The sequence below is a fragment of the Brachybacterium epidermidis genome, assembly GCF_015209585.1.
Classification (GTDB): Bacteria; Actinomycetota; Actinomycetes; order Actinomycetales; family Dermabacteraceae; genus Brachybacterium; species Brachybacterium epidermidis.
Genome location: NZ_JADEYR010000018.1, coordinates 1 through 14,674, shown reverse-complemented (window position 1 = coordinate 14,674; position 14,674 = coordinate 1). Strand labels below are relative to the sequence as shown.

At 66.8% G+C, this 14,674-nt stretch carries 16 protein-coding genes; 13 read left to right on the top strand and 3 right to left on the bottom strand.

The genetic code is table 11. The features are described from left to right. Window positions 1-26: 26 nt before the first annotated feature. The gene (locus IOE58_RS12670; RefSeq protein ID WP_193866737.1) at window positions 27-422 is read right to left on the bottom strand and encodes a DoxX-related protein; all 396 of its coding nucleotides are present in this window, start codon (window positions 420-422) and stop codon (window positions 27-29) included. 20 nt (window positions 423-442) lie between these two features. Next, the gene (locus IOE58_RS12665) at window positions 443-1,066 is read right to left on the bottom strand and encodes a TetR/AcrR family transcriptional regulator (protein WP_193866736.1); all 624 of its coding nucleotides are present in this window, start codon (window positions 1,064-1,066) and stop codon (window positions 443-445) included. A 123-nt stretch (window positions 1,067-1,189) separates the two neighbouring features. Here IOE58_RS12665 and IOE58_RS12660 point away from each other — a divergent pair, with 123 nt between their 5' ends. From IOE58_RS12660 to IOE58_RS12645, 4 genes are read left to right on the top strand one after another with little or no spacing between them, the layout of a single operon-like run. Next, window positions 1,190-1,789 carry an NADPH-dependent F420 reductase gene (locus IOE58_RS12660; protein ID WP_193866735.1) on the top strand — a complete coding sequence of 200 codons (600 nt, stop codon included), beginning with the start codon at window positions 1,190-1,192 and terminating at the stop codon, window positions 1,787-1,789. Window positions 1,790-1,844: 55 nt separating this feature from the next. Further along, the gene (locus IOE58_RS12655) at window positions 1,845-2,546 is read left to right on the top strand and encodes an HXXEE domain-containing protein (RefSeq protein ID WP_348981983.1); all 702 of its coding nucleotides are present in this window, start codon (window positions 1,845-1,847) and stop codon (window positions 2,544-2,546) included. Further along, complete coding sequence (locus IOE58_RS12650; RefSeq protein WP_193866733.1) at window positions 2,546-3,487, top strand: hypothetical protein; 942 nt, start codon at window positions 2,546-2,548, stop codon at window positions 3,485-3,487. Before IOE58_RS12655 ends, IOE58_RS12650 begins: the two co-directional genes overlap by 1 nt. Then, window positions 3,471-4,259, top strand: a complete 789-nt coding sequence (locus IOE58_RS12645) for a ferritin-like domain-containing protein (RefSeq protein WP_193866732.1) — start codon at window positions 3,471-3,473, stop codon at window positions 4,257-4,259. The genes IOE58_RS12650 and IOE58_RS12645 overlap by 17 nt, the downstream gene beginning before the upstream one ends. 66 nt (window positions 4,260-4,325) lie before the next feature. Here the strand turns inward: IOE58_RS12645 and IOE58_RS12640 are convergent, their stop codons facing one another. After that, window positions 4,326-5,330, bottom strand: coding sequence for an ABC transporter permease (locus IOE58_RS12640; RefSeq protein WP_193866731.1), 1,005 nt, complete (start codon window positions 5,328-5,330; stop codon window positions 4,326-4,328). Between the two features lie 139 nt (window positions 5,331-5,469). Between IOE58_RS12640 and IOE58_RS12635 the strand changes: the two genes are divergently transcribed. From IOE58_RS12635 to IOE58_RS12595, 9 genes are all read left to right on the top strand, one after another. Continuing rightward, the gene (locus tag IOE58_RS12635; RefSeq protein ID WP_193866730.1) at window positions 5,470-6,075 is read left to right on the top strand and encodes a TetR/AcrR family transcriptional regulator; all 606 of its coding nucleotides are present in this window, start codon (window positions 5,470-5,472) and stop codon (window positions 6,073-6,075) included. Window positions 6,076-6,314: 239 nt separating this feature from the next. Further along, window positions 6,315-7,727 carry an IS1380 family transposase gene (locus IOE58_RS12630; RefSeq protein WP_193864963.1) on the top strand — a complete coding sequence of 471 codons (1,413 nt, stop codon included), beginning with the start codon at window positions 6,315-6,317 and terminating at the stop codon, window positions 7,725-7,727. A gap of 580 nt (window positions 7,728-8,307) precedes the next feature. After that, window positions 8,308-8,688, top strand: coding sequence for a Cd(II)/Pb(II)-sensing metalloregulatory transcriptional regulator CmtR (gene cmtR / locus IOE58_RS12625; protein ID WP_193866729.1), 381 nt, complete (start codon window positions 8,308-8,310; stop codon window positions 8,686-8,688). Further along, window positions 8,685-10,727 (top strand): heavy metal translocating P-type ATPase, encoded by a 2,043-nt coding sequence (locus IOE58_RS12620; RefSeq protein WP_228020083.1) that lies wholly within the window; start codon window positions 8,685-8,687, stop codon window positions 10,725-10,727. The genes cmtR and IOE58_RS12620 overlap by 4 nt, the downstream gene beginning before the upstream one ends. Continuing rightward, window positions 10,724-11,374 carry a DsbA family protein gene (locus tag IOE58_RS12615; protein ID WP_193866728.1) on the top strand — a complete coding sequence of 217 codons (651 nt, stop codon included), beginning with the start codon at window positions 10,724-10,726 and terminating at the stop codon, window positions 11,372-11,374. The genes IOE58_RS12620 and IOE58_RS12615 overlap by 4 nt, the downstream gene beginning before the upstream one ends. Window positions 11,375-11,426: 52 nt before the next feature. Next, window positions 11,427-11,990, top strand: a complete 564-nt coding sequence (locus tag IOE58_RS12610) for a vitamin K epoxide reductase family protein (protein ID WP_193866727.1) — start codon at window positions 11,427-11,429, stop codon at window positions 11,988-11,990. Between the two features lie 65 nt (window positions 11,991-12,055). Next, window positions 12,056-12,655, top strand: a complete 600-nt coding sequence (locus IOE58_RS12605) for a TlpA family protein disulfide reductase (RefSeq protein ID WP_193866726.1) — start codon at window positions 12,056-12,058, stop codon at window positions 12,653-12,655. Continuing rightward, the gene (locus tag IOE58_RS12600; protein ID WP_193866725.1) at window positions 12,652-13,494 is read left to right on the top strand and encodes a cytochrome c biogenesis CcdA family protein; all 843 of its coding nucleotides are present in this window, start codon (window positions 12,652-12,654) and stop codon (window positions 13,492-13,494) included. The genes IOE58_RS12605 and IOE58_RS12600 overlap by 4 nt, the downstream gene beginning before the upstream one ends. Window positions 13,495-13,836: 342 nt before the next feature. Beyond that, window positions 13,837-14,592 carry a C40 family peptidase gene (locus IOE58_RS12595; protein WP_228020080.1) on the top strand — a complete coding sequence of 252 codons (756 nt, stop codon included), beginning with the start codon at window positions 13,837-13,839 and terminating at the stop codon, window positions 14,590-14,592. Window positions 14,593-14,674: the final 82 nt, after the last annotated feature.

The window sequence follows — 14,674 nt, the reverse complement described above, 5'->3', positions numbered from 1 at the left end:
CGGGTCTCTTTCTCGGCCGGCTGTGGTCAGTTCGTCGGGGTGGGCTTGCGGGTGGCGCGCCAGATCCCGGCGATCATGAGCAGCTGGGCGATCACCCGGACGGGGGCGAGCTGGGGAGGGAGCCCGACTCCTTCGAGCTGCTCCGGTTCGCGGACCTGCTGGATCGCGGTGGGCAGGGTTGAGACGAGGACGGCGGTGGGGGCCCAGCGGGAGACCTGGCGCAGTCGCGGGACGAAGAAGCTCAGACCGATGCCGGCGAGACCGACGGTCATGCCGCCCTGGATGGTCTCCTTGTGATCCGCGAGCTGGTCGGGGACCAGGTTGGAGAATGTTTCTTTGTTCGTGGCCTGGATGGCGGCGGCGCCGAGGAAGGCGGCGCCGATCACGCGGGACAGGGTGCGGTGGGTGCGTGCGGTGGTCATGATTTCTCCTGGGGTGTTGTTCACTGTGGGCGTGCGGTCGGGTTGAGGTAGTTCTGGATGGCCGGGGCGATGCTCTGGACGAGTTCGTCATGGGGGATGTCGACGACGGCGGGGACGTGCAGGATGTGGCGTGCGACGGCGACTCCGAACAGGTGGGACGCGGCCAAGGCGGCACCACGGAGCTGCGTGATCGGGACGCCGGGCTCCAGCGAGTCCCCGTGCATCCTCGCGGTGAAGAGCTCGATGAGGAGGTCAGCGGCGTTCTGCGAGGTGGTCGCTGATCTGACGAGGGCCATGAGCACCGGGCGTAACTCGTCGTCCTCCCAGAGCAGCAGGTACTCGTTCGTCATGCGCTCTCCGAGGCTGTCGGGATCCCCCGGGAGTGCAGCCCGCATCCGTTCGATGATCACGGTGCGATCGGTCATCGTGGTCGCGAACAGCGTCTCCTTGTCTGTGAAGAAGTGCCGGATCAGTGCGGGATCGACCCCGGCCTGCTTGGCGATCGCCCGCATCGAGGTGCCCTCGAGGGCATGTTCGGCAAAGAGGTCGCGGGCGGCGTCGAGGATGGCATCGCGGGTCCCGCTGTCTCCGGCGCGCCGGCCCGTGGGGCGTCTGCGGCTCGTGCCGAGAGGTGTGCTCGTCATGCTCTGGATCATATCCCTCCTCGAGGAGTTCCCCAAGGGGGGAATTCGTCGTAGGCTGACGACGCCCCGTCTCGGGGCACACGTCTACAGGGCGCGGCAGCGTGCCCTCTCTGGAGGAATCCCATGCGTATCGCAGTTCTCGGCACCGGCTCCGTCGGCTCATCCCTGGCCACTGCACTCCAGGCCGCGGGACACGACGTGGCCCGCGGGTCCCGGAGCCCGCGTCCGGATGACGGTACGGTCGGCAACGCGGAGGCGGTCAACGGTGCGGACGTCGTCCTCACCGCTCTTCCCGGCCAGGCAGTCCTCCCCACTCTCGAGCACCTCGGCGGCGGAGCGCTCGAGGGGAAGGTCGTTCTCGACGTCTCCAACGCCTTCACGGAGGACTTCACGCTGGAGTACCCGGGCGACAGCGTCGCCCTCCAGGTCCAGCAGCGATTCCCCCGGGCCCGGGTGGTCAAGAGCCTGAACACCATGAACGTGGCTGTGATGACGGACCCTTCGGGTACCGCTCCGGGATCGAGCGTCTTCCTCTCCGGAGACGACGAGGAGGCCAAGCGGGCGGTGCGCGGGCTGCTGGGGGATCTCGGCTGGGCCGAGGCGAGCATGCTCGATCTCGGTGGTATCGCCACCTCGATCGCCACCGAGCACTATGCGTTGCTCTTCCTCGCGCTCATGGGTGCTCTGGGCACCCCCGAGTTCAACATCGCCGTCATCCGCTGACCTGCCCTCAGGAGGAAACTTGATGTGGGAGTGGTTTGCGCAGTATTGGAGCTCCGTGGGGCTCGGCGGGGCCATCGTGCTCCTGGTTCTCGCACTCTTCACCGATGTGCTGCGGCACGAGACCGGTATCTCCCGGTGGCGGGATCCGGTCTGGCTCGCCTGGGCCTCGGTGATCGCTTACATGCTCCACAACTTCGAGGAGTACGGGATCGATCTGCTCGGCCGCCCGTTCCAGTTTCCGGCAACTGCGTGCGAGACCTTCGGATTCCCTGACGTCGTGAGCTGTCCGCTGGTGCCGAGCTTCTTCGTCGCGGTCAACATCCCGTTCGTCTGGATCGCCCTCGTCGCCGCCGCGCTGATTGCGCGGAAGGTCCCGGCCGTGGGCCTGACAGGGGCGGGGCTGCTGCTCACCAACGCGCTCAGCCACGTTGCGACACTGCCCACCCCGATGGGCTATTCGCCGGGGACCCTCACGGCTGTGCTCCTGTTCATCCCGCTAGCTGTGTGGGTCTTCGCCACCCAGTTCGGCAGAGGGAAGCAGAGGATCCCCGTACTCATCGTCATTCTGGCTGCCAGCATCCTCGCGCAGCTGGTGCTGCTCCTGCTGCTCGCGGGGCTGAGCAACGATGTGATTGCCCTGAGCGCGGCGATCGTGATTCAGACGGTCGATCCTGTGCTTCTGATCCTGCTGCCGTGGCTCGCGCATCGACAGTGGCCGTCACGGGTGGGAACTTTCGTCGCGGAGGGTGAGGGCTGATGCCTGCGGGGCCGTCCGGGCGTCCGCGGCCCGTCGGTTTCCATGACGACGCGCCGCGCCCGGGACGGCACGACTTCTTCGACGGCACTGTCCCCTCCGTTGTCCGTACGGAGTTCGACGTCTCCGCCTACACGCTCGGGGTAAGCGGGCGTATCGAGGTGGATGCGAGGGCGATCGATCAGGAAGCCCGCTGTGACTTCTCCGGGTTGGTCTCGCTGCGGCGGGACCTCAGCTATCTGCACCGCGTCGAGTCGGCGGCGCTGACTGAGACCCGTACGATGTACAGCTCCTGGACGGCGAACGAAGCGCGCATCACCGCCTTCGCGGCGACCTGGCTGTGGGAGCGATTCTGGTGGGCCCGCGCCCTGCGGGAGGTACGAGCGGCACTGCCAGGCCCGCAGGAATCCCGGACCCGCGACGACGCATGCCCAACTCTGCTATTCCGGGCTCGTCGACTGTACGTGGAACGGGTCCTGCCCCTCGCCGGGCCCGGATGGGCGGCACTGGCAGGCGAGCAGGTCACCGCCGGCCACATGGCCCGCATGGCGATCCAGGAAGGTTCTCTCCTGGCGGCGCTCCGGGCGCTCTCGTCCCGGCTGGACGCTATCCCCGCAGCCCGAGCCGTCCTCGAGGAGATCTGTCGTCGGCGTGAGCAGTCGGTGGACTTCTTCCGTCAGGAGGCGATCGCACGGATCACCCGATCCAGCGGTGAGGCGCTGACCGCCCGGCTCGTACTCACCACCGGCGGCGATCCGCTGCGTCCCGCCGGGCAGTGGGTCCGCGACGAAGGCGTCTCCCGCCCGAGCATCTTCCGCACCGCAGAGGACCGGGCCGCGCTCCATGCCGCCCGATTTGAGATCACCCGCCTCCTTCCGGGGCGCGACTTCCGCCTCCCGCACCGCCGCATCACCCCAGGAGGGACCCATGGCATTCGACCTTGAGGCGTTCGCAGAGACCTCGGAACCGGTGGGCTGGGATGATCTCGACTTCGACACCTTTGAGACCCAGCCGCTGGACGAGAACACGCTCCGCTCCCTGCGGTACATGTGCGACGTCGAGTTCCATACGTCGTGTTATCTCCGGGACATGCTCGTCACCCCCTCCCACCGGGAGGAGGACGCCGGCGACTTCATGACGGTGTGGAATCGTGAGGAGTTCTGGCACGGCGAGGCCCTCGCTGCCGTGCTCCAACGCCATGGCATCGTTGTGGACTACGACGAGCTGAAGTCCAAGCGGGTCAAACTCGGCTGGCAGCAGGCGCTCAGCCCACTGAAGCAGTCGGTCCTCTCGAGCCTTGCGGGGACGGACTTCGTGGCGGTGCACATGACCTGGGGGGCGGCCAACGAACTCTCCGCCGTGGCCGCGTACCGGAGGCTGGCCGCGATGAACGATCACCCTGCTCTGACCCCGCTGCTGAAGCGCATAGCCCAGCAGGAGACCCGGCATGTGGCCTTCTACACCACCCAGGCGCGGGAACGGCTCGAGGGCTCCGAGAAAGCACGCGCGGTCACGCGCCTCGCCCTAGCGAAAGCCTGGCGCCCAGTGGGCTCCGGCATCATGCCTGAGACCGAGATCGTCCACGTCATGGGTCACCTGTTCTCGGGCCGCAGAGAGGATCTCGAGGGGCTGGACCGGAGGGTGCAGAGGCTGCCGGGGCTCCAGGAGCTCACCATCTTCCGCACCGCCCTCACGCGGATGGGCATCGCCATCTGAACGAACAAGGAAAAGCTCCCTCATCCCCACGCCGGGTGGGGATGAGGGAGCTCTCGTATCAGAGGATCACGCTGCGACGGTCTCGGCCACAGGCTTCTTGCGGAGCGTCGAGAGGCCGACGAGCACGATGCCGAGGACGGCCCAGCACGTCAGCACCAGGATGGGGAGCCCTGCGCCCCGGCCGTCGAAGAAGGCGTCCGCGCGCAGCAGGGAACCGGCGGCGCCGGGCGGCAGGAGCTGGCCGATGAATCCCCAGGGGGAGGGCAGCCACTGCCATCCGGTGGCCATACCCGAGAGCGGGTTCGCGATGAACATCATCAGCACCGCGCCAATTCCAAGACCAGCGAAGCCGAGTAGCGACTCCATGCCGAGGACGAACAGCGAGATCGCGGCCATGCCGAGGGACAGGGAGAGCGAGGTGGTCACGTAGTTGCCGTCGACCGATCCGAAGCCGAACTGCAAGATCGCGACAACCACGAAGCCGACGGCGACGGACGCTGCGAGCGACCCGATGATGCGGTGCCACGGACGCCTCTTGAGCTGCGTCGAGAGCAGGGCCGCGGAGATCATGCCTCCAAACGCGAGTGGCAGTCCGAGCGCGCTGAGGCCAAGGCCCTGGGGATCGTCCTGCGGGAGCGGGGCGACGTCGTCGTAGGTGACGGTCATACCTGCCTGGGTGAGCCCCGCACCGATGCCCTTCAGGAGGGAGGCGTAGGGGGTGCCCGCGCCGCTGGCGACGGTAATGGTGACCGCACCATCGTCACCGACGCTGATCCCGCCGAGGACCTCGCGGTCCTGGACCGCTTCGGTGACGGCCTCCGCCGAGTCGTACTGCTCCACCTCGAACGCGCCCGGCTGGGCCTCGTCGAGCTGTCCTCCGATCTGGCCCGTAACCTGCTCGGGCCCGCTCACGCCGAGGGGCAGATCCTCGGCACCGGAGTTGATCGACGGGGTGAGGAAGGCGAGCAGCATCAGGGAGACCGCGATGCACAGGCCGAGCACCACCACCACGATCTTCGCCCATGGCGAGCGCTCCGGACTGGTCTCGCTGCTCAGCGTCGTATCGGACATGACTGCTCCTGAGGATCCGGCGGCATCACGGCCGCAGCTATAGGCGGAGCGGTATGCTCCGTTTGCGATATGGATCGTACTGCTCCGGTTAGGCTGGGCGCAATACAGTGCGGTACGTGCAGAGCGTGGAGGCGATCACATGAGGGCAGATGCCCGGGCGAAACGACGAGCGATCCTCGATGCCGCATGGCGCCTGATCGCGGACCGTGGGGCCGAGGTGTCGATGCGCACGGTGGCGCTCGAGGCGGAGGTCGGCATTGCGACCCTCTATCGACACTTCCCGACGCGCGAGGACCTCATCGTCGGTGTGCTGGGTGAGGTTTTCGCGCGCGTCACCGAGGTGGTCGAGAAGCATGATCCGGAGTGGGCGGATGCGCCCGAGGCCGCCTGGAGGGCGACGGTGCACGAGCTCGCCCGACTTGAGTTTGGCGCGCTTGTCTACCAGATCGCTCCCACCGCCCAGAAGTCGGAGAGCCTTCAGCGGCGCATCCCTCCCTTGCGCGACAAGGGAGCTCGCGTCATCGACGCCCTGGTTCAGAGAGCCCGCCGGGCAGGTGTCGTGGATCCAAACATCAGGCCGGAACGGTTCCTTGTCGGGCTCGCGGCGATCAGTCGCCCGTTCCCCATCGCCATCGAAGAGATCCTCCCCGGGCAGCGCGAGTGGATGGTGTCGGTATATCTCGACGGACTTCGCGGCCCCGCGACCTCACCGGATAGATCAAGCGCTAGTACCGCAACTGCGTAGTCGCCCACGGTAGGGACCACATCAAGCTACTCAACGGAGCCAGCACTCATCGACACGACACAAACAATTAGCCTCCGAAGAGCGACTTATAGCGGCCCGGAGTCCGTTCCGATCTTAGCCTCGAGATTTCACGGGGGTGTGGTCTCGCCCGACGGACGGCATAAAGAAAGGTGCTCCTGGCCTGGGATGATGCGGGGTGTTGAGTCTCGTAATCCCTGGCCGGAAGGAGCACCTTTCAGGTGTCCCACCCTACCTTGTTCTTCTACCCCCGTCCGCGCGTGGACATCGCTGAGGTCCCGGCGGCCGCGCATGCGGGCGCGGTGCTGCTGACCGGCACGATCCACGCCACCGGCCTCGCCCCTTCGCTGCGTGAAGCTCTGGATCCGTGGACGAAGCCACTGGCCGAGCATCACGCCTCGAAGGTCCTGCTGGACCTCGCGATGACTCTCGCGATCGGCGGCGAGCACGCTTCGGATACTGATCTGCTGCGATGCGAACCGGGACTGTTCGGAGACGTCGCCTCGGCCCCAACGATCTCCAGGAACCTGACCACGCTGGCCGAGGACGCACCCGCCGTGGTCGAGGCGATCTCCCAGGCCCGCCGCATCGCGCGGGAACGGGCCTGGGCACTGGCCGGCGACCACTCCCCGGTCCGCAGGGTCAGTGCGCAGAATCCGCTGGTCATCGACCTCGACGCCACCCTGATCAACGTCCACAGCGAGAAGGAGCAGGCTGCACCGACGTTCAAACGCGGCTTCGGTTACCACCCACTGTGCGCTTTCCTGGACCACGGCAGCGAAGGAACCGGGGAACCGCTGGCGATCCACCTGCGCCCCGGCAACGCCGGTTCCAACACCGCCGCCGATCACATCACCATCACCAGGCAGGCCCTTGCGCAGCTCCCGGCTGGTCTGCTCTCCTCCGGCGGAAGGGGGTCGAAGAAGGTCCTGATCCGCACCGACGGAGCCGGTGGCACCAAGGACTTCGTCAAGTGGCTGACCGGGCAGCGTCTGGCCTACTCAGTCGGGTTCACCCTCCCCGCGAACACTCCCGACCTGCTGGAACGTATCGATGAGGCGAAGACGTGGACTCCTGCCTACGACACCGACACCGACGGGATCCGCGACGGAGCATGGGTCGCGGAACTGACCGGGCTGCTGGATCTTCAGGGTTGGCCGCCCGGGATGCGGGTGATCGTGCGGAAGGAACGTCCTCATCCTGGGGCGCAGCTGCGGATCACCGATCACGAGGGGATGCGCATCACCGCGTTCGCGACCAACACCCCGCGCGGCCAACTTCCCGTGCTCGAGCTGCGACACCGCCGCCGCGCACGATGCGAAGACCGGATCCGCAACGCCAAGGACATGGGCTTGATGAAGTTCCCGCTGCAGGGCTTCGCGCAGAACCAGGTCTGGTGCCAGATCATCCAGCTCGCTAGCGAGCTCGTCGCCTGGATGCAGACCATCGCGCTGACCGGCCATGATGCGCGGAAGTGGGAGCCCAAACGGCTCCGCGCACGGCTGTTCGAGATCCCCGCGACCCTCGTGCGCCGCAGCCGGCACAACCTCCTCCACCTCGCCCAGCACGCTCCCGAAGCCCGCACCGTCCTAACCGGCGTCAACCGGCTCCGCATTGCCGTCGCGCAGACCTGATCCGGCAAGGCCGCCCGTCCCTACGACCAGCAGCATCTCTTCTCGGGAGTGGAACCCGACCGCCCGCAACGGACACTGCGACGATCTGTCATACCCGAATGCCAGAATCAGCAGCTGAACACCGGCAACGACGCCGACCGCGACCGCTCACCAGCCCGATGAAAGATCGAGGTTAGCCCGAGGAGATATGGACGATGCCCCGATTACCGGGGGTCGGCATCGTTCGGTTGAGAATTACTCTCCGCCGAGCCGCGCACAGCGGTGAACGCAGCTCGTGGCGACGTTGCAGTCTGCGTGCACCGCCGAGGGGCATCCCGGCGGGCACCCGTGTCCTAAACGACCAGTTACGGGATTGTCGTCTTCCTCGGGACGGTGGCAGGTAGGAGGCGGACGAGGACGATCATGGCGATGAGTTCGACGAGAGTCTGAGTAACCACTGCGCGTGGTGCGATCGCCAGGGCATCGGGAAGCGATAGCGCGAGCGGGAGGACCATCTGTGAGTTGCGGGTGGCGGCTGAGAACATCACTGCCCGCGTCAAGGCGGTACCGCTGGCGGCAGCCGCAGCTGTATGGTCAGTGCATGCTGACTAAAGCTTCGCGCCTCGAGGTCATGAATCGTCTCGGCCGTGCCATGGCCGACCCAACCCGGTCCCGCATCCTGCTGTCGATCCTCGACCATCCCGGCTATACCGCCGTACTGGCGGAAGAGCTGTCGCTGACCCGTACCAACGTGTCCAATCACCTCTCCTGCCTGAGCGGCTGTGGCATCGTGGTCGCTTCCCCCGAGGGGCGGCGCACGCGCTACGAGATCGCCGACGCGCATCTGACCAAGGCGCTCTCAGGGCTGGTCGAGACTGTGCTGGCGGTCGATGATGGCCGTCCGTGCACCGATGAGGACTGCGCCATCCCGCTGTGCTGCGATGCCTCCGTCGAGGTGCGTTCCAAGGCGGGCACGCGATGAGCGACGAATGCTGCGGCCCCGAGAAGCCCGCACCGCCCGTGGCCCCAGTGGTGGAGGATGCATGTTGCGGAAGTAGCGGCCTGACGGATCCGCCGGAGGCACTCGAGCTCGAACAGCTCTCACCGTGGTGGCACGATCGCGCGCTGCTGCTGCCGATCACCTCTGGTGTCTTGTGGGTGCTGGGGCTCTTGACGGGATGGGCAGGACTCAATACAGCCGGTCTCGCGGCCCACGTTCTCGCCCTGCTGGCCGGGGCCTGGACGTTCGTCCCCGGCACTCTGCGTCGCCTAGTGCAGGGCCGTGGACGCGGTCGGCTTGGCGTCGGCCTGCTGATGACCATTGCCGCGCTCGGTGCGGTGCTGTTAGGGCACTTCGGTGAAGCCGCGGCCTTGGCGTTCTTGTTCTCTCTGGCGGAGGCGTTGGAGGACCGGTCGATGGATCGCGCGAAGCAAGGCCTGCGGGCGCTGCTTGCCCTCATCCCCGAGACTGCCCGCGTTTCACGTCCGGGCGGGCCGCAGACCATCGCGGCCGGAGAGGTCCGCACCGAGGACGTGCTCCTGCTCGGTGCGGGCGACAAGGTTGCCACGGACGGTGTGATCCTCTCTGGGCGCTCCTGGATGAATACTTCGGCGATCACCGGCGAGTCCATACCGGTCGAGGTCGGCCCCGGAGACGAGGTGCATGCGGGCTCCGTCAACGGCTCGGGCTCGCTAGCGCTACGCGCTACTGCTGATGGTCGGGACAATTCACTGACCCAGATCGTGCGCTTGGTCGAGCAGGCCCATGCCGCCAAGGGTGAACGTGCCCGCCTCGCTGATCGCATTGCCCGTCCCCTCGTCCCGGTGGTGCTGATCGTCGCCGCACTGGTCGCACTCATTGGCGTCCTCACCGGAGACCCGGCAACTTGGACCGAGCGCGCCCTGGTGGTGCTCGTCGCCGCGTCGCCCTGCGCGTTAGCCATCGCTGTGCCGGTGACGGTCATCTCTTCGATCGGCTCCGCGAGCAAGCTCGGCGTGGTCATCAAGTCCGGCGCCGCATTCGAACAGCTGGGGGCGATCCGCACTGTGGCTCTGGACAAGACCGGGACGCTCACCCGTAACGAACCCCGCGTCGTGGACGTCGCCACAAGTGAAGGCCGCAGCCGCGAGGAGGTCCTCGCGGCGGCCGCTGCTCTCGAGTCCGCCAGCGCCCATCCCCTCGCCGCCGCAGTCCTCGCCGCAACGGATGCCGCGGTGGACGCTGACGACGTCCAGGAAGTCCCCGGATACGGCATCACCGGAAGCATCCATGGCCGGGTGATCCGCGTGGGAAGTCCCCGCTGGATCTCCCCTGGCCAATTCAGGAACCGCACCCACGAGATGGCATCGCGTGGCATGAGCGTCGTCATGGTCGAGGAGGACAGCCATGTGATCGGCGCTGTCGGTATCCGCGACGAGCTGCGTCCCGAGGCGGCCGCGACGGTGGCTGCATTGCATGCCCAAGGCATCCGCACCGTCATGCTTACCGGCGACAACGCCCTGACCGCCCACGCAATCGCGGCAGAGGCCGGCATCGAGGAAGTCCATGCCGAGCAGCTGCCCGCTGACAAGGCCGCCTACGTCCGTCGCCTCTCGGAGCGGGCTCCGACCGCGATGATCGGAGACGGCATCAACGACGCGCCGGCCCTCGCGTCAGCGACGGTGGGCATCGCGATGGGAGCGACCGGCACGGCAGCAGCAGTCGAGTCGGCCGACGTCGCCTTCACCGGCACTGATCTGCGGCAGATCCCTGCCGCATTGGCTCATGCTCGCCGGGGTCACCGCATCATGACTGAGAACATCGTCCTCGCCCTGGCGATCATCGTGGTGCTGTTCCCACTAGCACTGTTCGGGGTGCTGGGTCTGGCCGCGGTGGTGCTCGTGCACGAGGTCGCCGAGGTCGTGGTGATCGCCAATGGCATGCGGGCCGCACGCACTCCAGGGGTAGGCGCGCAGGAGCCGTCCAGTCCGGTCGGGCAGGATCTGCGTGAGACGTCAACTGTCGGAAGGCCCGTTGCATGAGCAGGAGCACGAAATTCACTCTCGGACTGATCGCAGTGGCTGCGCTGGTCCTCGCCGGGTTCATCATCTTCCTCGACCCCGATGAGCAGGAATCGGCGCCGGCCGAGGACACGGGATCCGCGTCGGCCCAGCTCGTGCGAGAAGACAGTCCCCGGCTGTCCGAGGGCAGCAGCGACGTCGTCTTCGTGGAGTACCTCGACTTCGAATGTGAGGCCTGTCTGTCCCTGTATCCCGCGGTCGAGGAGATCCGCGCCGAGTACGGCGACCGCGTGACCTTCGTGGTGCGGTACCTGCCGTTGCACGGCAATTCCGTCGAAGCCGCCAAGGCGGCTGAGGCCGCAGGTGCGCAGGGCGAGTTTGAGGCCATGTACAAGGCGCTGTTCGACAACGCCACCGAGTGGAGTCACCAGGAGACATCGCAGCGTGAGGCCTTCTTCGGGTATGCCGAAGAGCTCGGGCTGGACATGGAGCGCTTCGAGCAGGTCTATGACGATCCGGCCACCCTCGCGCGTATCGAGCAGAGTGCTGCCGACGCCGAAGCACTCGGTGTCACCAGCACCCCCACCTTCTTCGTCGACGGGGAGCGCCTGGAGCCCACCCGCGTCCAGGACCTCACGGATCCTCTCGATGCCGCACTCGAAGGCTAACAGCCCGGCCGCCCGGCCGCCTCGGGAGACGAGGAAGTCGCGCGGCCTGGGGATGCTCTTCACCGTCACCGGCGCAATCGGCCTGGTCATGGCCGTCGTGCTGCTGGTCGAGAAGATCGCTCTGATCGAGGACCCCAGCTACGTCCCCTCGTGCAGTCTCAATCCGGTGCTCTCCTGCGGCTCCGTGATGGACACCCCGCAGGCCTCAGCCTTCGGCATCCCCAATCCGATCCTCGGCATCGCCGGCTTCGCGGCCGTTCTCTCCCTCGGATTCGCGTTCCTCGCCGGTGCGCGCGTGGCGCGGTGGATGAGTGCGCTCATCCAGGCGGGCGTGACCTTCGCGGTGCTCTTCGTGCAGTGGCTGATCGGGCAGAGCCTGTACGAGATCGGGGCACTGTGCCCCTACTGCATGGTCGTGTGGGCAGTGACGATCCCGTTGTTCTGGTTCACCACGATCCACCATCTCCGCGCGCTCGCAGACAGCTCCACCTCGGCCAGTCGGCGGGCGCTCCGCCTCGTGATCGAATTCCGCGTCCCGGTGCTCGTGGCCTGGTACCTGGTGATCCTGGCACTCATCGCCGTGAGGTTCTGGGACTACTGGTCCACGCTGTTCTAGGCACGAACGAGCTCACGTCCAGCCCCTCCACCCGACCCCCGCAATCACCTTGAAGGAGCGAGCACATGCGCACCCACTCCCGGCGACGGATCCTGTACGCCACCGGCCTCTTCGCCACCACCGGCTTGGTCACTGCCTGCGGCAGCACTGACACCGGCGATCGCTACGACTCCGAGGACGCCGGAGACGTCTCCGGCAACGGTGTGACCACAGAGATCGCTCCCGCCGATCGCACAGAACCCGTCGAGTTCACCGGGACCAGCTACGACGGCGAACGATTCGACTCCAGAGACCACTGGGGATCGGTGCTGGTGGTCAACGTCTGGTACGCCTCCTGCCCGCCATGCCGGGTGGAGGCCCCGGATCTTCAGGCCATCCACGAGGAGTACGCCGACCAGGGCGTCTCGTTCATCGGGATAAACGTCCGTGACTCGGCAGGGCCCGCCGCGGCCTTCGAGGAGACCTACGGCATCACCTACCCGTCGCTGCCGGACTCTGACGCAGAGATCATGTACCAGCTGCGCGGCCAAGTCGCACCCAACGCAGTCCCCACCACTCTCGTCCTTGACCATGACGGCCGAGTCGCAGGTCGGATCTCTGGAGCGATCGACCCCTCCATCCTGAGATCGATGCTCGACGCCGTCCTCGCCGAAGGAGCCGCGTGAGCACCAACGGACTCGCGGAGACCTTCCAGTCGATCGCCCTGTCCGGGTCTCTTCTGCTGGCCATCACCGTCGCCGCGATCGCAGGCCTGATCGCGTTCCTCTCACCGTGCGTGCTGCCCATCGTGCCGGGCTACCTCGGTTACGTCTCCGGGCTCGCCGGACAAGGACTGAAGACCACCAAGCCACCCCGGGGCGCCCGTGGGAATACCGGGAGTGCGGGACGACCGATGACCTTTTTCCGTGAGGGAACTGGGAGAATGCTGGGCGGTAGCTTGCTGTTCGTCGCGGGCTTCGCGGTGGTATTCATGGCGCTGGGCGGGTTCGCCGGCGCGATGGGATATCTCCTTCAGGCGCACGCAGTATGGATCAATCGGGTGGCGGGCATCGTCGTCATGTTCATGGGACTCATTTTCATGGGTGTGTTCCCTCGATTGACGGGAAATCTCCAGGTGTCCAGGAAACGTCCTGATGCCGGCCTTCTGGGAGCCCCATTGATGGGCTTCGTCTTCGGGCTGAGCTGGACCCCATGTATCGGCCCCACCTACGCCGCGATCATCGCCCTCTCCCTCGATGCCGGCGCCGACGGAGCGTCCGCAGCTCGGGGCGCGACCCTGGCGCTCGCGTACTCGCTCGGACTGGGTGTTCCCTTCGTCCTCAGCGCCCTGCTGCTTGACAGGGCGATGGGCGTGAGCAGGGCACTTGCACGCCATCGCCGCCTCATCGGAGTCCTATCCGGGGCGCTACTCATGGCGATCGGCCTGCTGCTGCTCACGGGAATGTGGGCCTCATGGATGGATCAGCTGCAAGGCTCCATCGCCACGTTCCAGCCCATCGTGTGAGCCTCACGAAGGCATTCTCTCCTGCCGATCTGCTGCCGGTGACCGACATGGGGTACGTCCACCTCGACTGCACTCGTGACGTCTACCCCATTTCGACATCAGGTTTTGGTAAAGAGAGGGTGTGAACCCGGGGCCATGTCGCGAGAGTGTTCAAGGGAAGGCGAAATCGTCGGTCGGGGTCGCTCATGACGCTATTCCGAGGGTGTCTCGGTCGGTACGTTGGTTCTACCGGCGACGAGGTATGAGAGTTTCTTCGCGATGCTTGCCCTGCTGTCGACGTTGCCGCGACCACTTGCCAGACGGCCCCGTGCATACACGCGGGGATATTCACGGAGAACATTCATGGCCACGAGCAATTCCCATCGCGCGGCCGGCCGCGCAGTCACCCCCCTTCGCCACAGCGGCCCCGCCCTGCGCGGCACCGGAGGCGCCGCCGTCCTCGGCACCGTCCTGCTCGGTTCCGCCTTCGCTGGTGGTGCGGCCCAGGCAGCACCCGCAGCGCCTGCCACCGCGCCGTCCGCAGTCACACAGGCCGCCGCGCCCGCCGCTCCGGCACCGGCGCAGGCGCTGCACTCCTCCGAGAAGCTTCGCTGGGGATCCCAGGGCGCCTCGGTCGAGCAGCTCCAGTCCGCACTGAACAATGAGGGCGCCTCACTCGCCGTCGACGGGAAGTTCGGCCCACTGACCCACAGTGCGGTGAAGGACTACCAGCAGACCAACGGGCTGCAGGTCGACGGCGTGGTGGGCTCCGAGACGCGCGGCTCTCTCAACGGTTCCGTCCCCGGCATCGGCGGGGGCGGTGCGTCAGTTCCTGCGGCCGCATCCTCCTCGAGCAGCACCGGGCAGGCGATCGTCGACGCCGCACGGACCCAGATCGGAGCCGACTACTCCTGGGGCTCGAGCAACCCGGGCGTGAGCTTCGACTGCTCCGGCCTGACCCAGTACGCCTACAAGCAGGTCGGCATCGACCTTCCGCGCACCTCCGGCCAGCAGGTCGACGCCGGCACCCAGATCTCCAAGTCCGAGGCCCAGCCCGGCGACCTCGTCGTGTGGCCTGAGTTGGACCTCTTTAGTGACCCATGTGTCAAGTCATCTTGAGGGCCTTGAGGATGGTGCGGGCATCGTCGGTGAGCTCGGCCTTGGCCGTGATGTCCTGGCCGGCCAGGGTGATGGTCACGTC